We start from the raw sequence: 2,765 nt of genomic DNA on the forward strand, positions 1-2,765 counted from the left end.
CTCTGAGTTTGATGATGCCCTATAAAATTTCCCATCACATAATAAATCAACCATTATATTAGGCTTTACCTTACATGAAAATTCTATTTTATTATCTCCATCATATAGCGCTTGTACATTTTCTGCTTTAGCTGTTATTTGCTTTAGTCCTTCCTGAGTTATTTTATAAGTAACAGACCCTGTTTCCTTTTCTCCGTTATTTATAAAATATTCAGAACCAGTACCTGATGAAATATTAATTGTATCTCCTATACTAAACTTAAATCCATTTAGTTCACTATAAGCTGCATTTTCTGGATATTCTCCACCTTTAAATTCAACTTGTTTTAAAACCTTTCTTGAATCATTACTTATAGTTACTTTTAATGTCTCATGTGAATATGGATTAACCTCACTCCACCCTTTTGTAATACTTAAAGTATTATCTTTATTAAACCCTATATTAAATAAAGACTGACTCCACACATTTTCAATCTTTATAGTATTATTATATAAACTTTCTTTACTCACACTTGCTATTTCTTGTGTTTTCACTTTAGTTGAACCACTTGATTTAGCTAATAATATTTTATTTTGCATCCCTTGTGAAATTGGCGCAACTATCAATGTAGCTGTTGCTACTGCTGCTATTGCTGATATTGTTTTAATTGTTTTCCCCATGACTTTAATCCTCCACATCTTTTCCTAAACTGTCTCAAATTTATTTTTTATTTATTTAATTATTTTTTTAATTTAATTAAACTTTTTATTAAAGTTCTTTTTTATTATATTTAACCTAGATTAATTTAACAATACCTTTCTAAATTAACCCAATATTAATTTTTCTTTAAAATTAACTTTTATTTATTCTATAAATCAAATTTTAAACGTTTTCATAAATTTTTAATAAAAAAATCAGACTTAAACTATCAAACTATTAAATTTTTATTGTCAAATATATATATTAAAAAAGCTATCTTATAAGTTATGCTTTCTACAATATATAGCCTGCGGATAAAATATTCCAAAACTATATATTGTAAATAACAAGCTCTAAAATAGCCTTTATTATCTACTTATTCACAAATTTTTCTATGACTTAAACATTATAAATTTCTAGATTATTATTCCATCAAAATGATCAACTTCATGTTGAATAATTTGAGCTGTAAAACCTTTATATGTCTTTCTACGTTTTTTAAAGTTTTTATCTAAATACTCAACCTCAATTCTCTCATATCTATCAGTTTTTCTAAAACCGATTAAAGATAAACAACTTTCTTCTGTTTCATACTTATCTTCTTTTTTCACTATAACAGGATTTATCATAGGAATTATTGAGGACTCTATACAAAAAACTAATATTCTCTTTCTAACACCTATCATATTAGCAGCCATGCCAACACAGCCCTCTAAATTTGCATTAAGTGTATCAATTAAATCATCAACTACGCTTATATCTTCTCTTGTTGCAATCTCTGATTTTTGTCCTAAAAACAGAACATCTTTTACGATTTTTTTAATCATCTTTATATTCCTCTTTTCTATCTTAATTTAACTCTTGTGGTTAATTCTATTTATTTATCCTACCTATTATACTCTAAAATTTCTATCTATTAAAACAATAAAGGGTTATATCATAATTAAGTTGAACTCAAAATGATATAACCCACCTCTATATTTCTAACCTTTAAATAATTTCTACCAAAGTTTATGAACACTCTCTTTGATATATTTATTATATACATCTTCTACAATATTCATCTCTTCTATTGTAAAATCTATAACATCACTTGCTTTTACATTTCTAGTAATCTGCTCTGCCTTGCTAGCACCTGGTATAACTGTACTTACTGCATCATACATTAATATATATTTTAAAGCTGCATTTGCAAGTTCTTCAGTTTTTAATCTTTCTCTTAGTTCCTGTGCTGCTTTAATTCCCATTGCATAATCTACACCAGAGAAAGTTTCCCCTTTATCAAAGAAATCTCCATTTCTATTATAATTTCTATGATCTTCTTTACCAAATTCTTTATCTACAGTATATTTTCCTGTTAAAAGCCCACTTGCAAGTGGAACTCTAACTATAATTCCAACATTCTTTTCTTTTGCAAGTTTAAAGAATTCCTTACTTGGCTTTAATCTAAACATATTAAAGATTATTTCAACTGCTGAAATATTATAATCTAGTGCTTTAATAGCCTCACTTACTTTTTCTACACTTACTCCATAATTCTTTATTTTACCCTCAGCTTTAATTCTATCTAAAACTTCAAACAACTCACCATTCTCATAAACTTCACTTGGTGGGCAATGAAGTAATACTAAATCAAGACTATCAACTTCCATATTTTCTAAAGAAGCATCAATAAACTCTCTTATATTTTCTTCATTATATCCCTCAAAATTATGAGGATTTAACTTTCTTCCACACTTAGTTACAACAAAAACTTTATCTTTCTTATCCTTGATAAACTTTCCAATAGCTCTCTCACTAAGTCCACCCTGATAAATATCAGCAGTATCAAAGAAGTTTATTCCCTCTTTGTAGGCTGCCTCTAAAGTTTCCATAGCTACCTTTTCATTAAATTCTTCTCCCCACTTTGAACCAAGTTGCCATGTACCAAGAGATACTTCACTAATATTAAAACCAGTTTTACCTAAAACTCTATACTTCATTTATTACCACTCCCATAAACCAATTTATTTATCACCTTAATAATACCAATAATAAACAAAATTTATAAGGAGTTACCTCTTGGTAACCTACTATCTAAATATAA

3 protein-coding genes are annotated in these 2,765 nt (G+C 27.3%); all 3 read right to left on the bottom strand.

Annotation, left to right across the window (positions count from 1 at the left end; genetic code table 11):
- Window positions 1-660 (bottom strand): hypothetical protein (locus tag Q0V24_RS17045; protein ID WP_297523367.1); only part of this gene is annotated, 660 nt, incomplete at its 3' end.
- A gap of 435 nt (window positions 661-1,095) precedes the next feature.
- On the bottom strand, window positions 1,096-1,506 hold the full coding sequence (locus Q0V24_RS17050) for a peptide deformylase (protein WP_297523369.1): 411 nt from the start codon (window positions 1,504-1,506) through the stop codon (window positions 1,096-1,098).
- Between the two features lie 174 nt (window positions 1,507-1,680).
- Window positions 1,681-2,661, bottom strand: coding sequence for an aldo/keto reductase (locus Q0V24_RS17055; protein ID WP_297523371.1), 981 nt, complete (start codon window positions 2,659-2,661; stop codon window positions 1,681-1,683).
- Window positions 2,662-2,765 lie beyond the last annotated feature (104 nt).

The sequence above is a fragment of the uncultured Clostridium sp. genome (assembly GCF_947039605.1).
In the GTDB taxonomy this organism is placed as follows: domain Bacteria; phylum Bacillota; class Clostridia; order Clostridiales; family Clostridiaceae; genus Sarcina.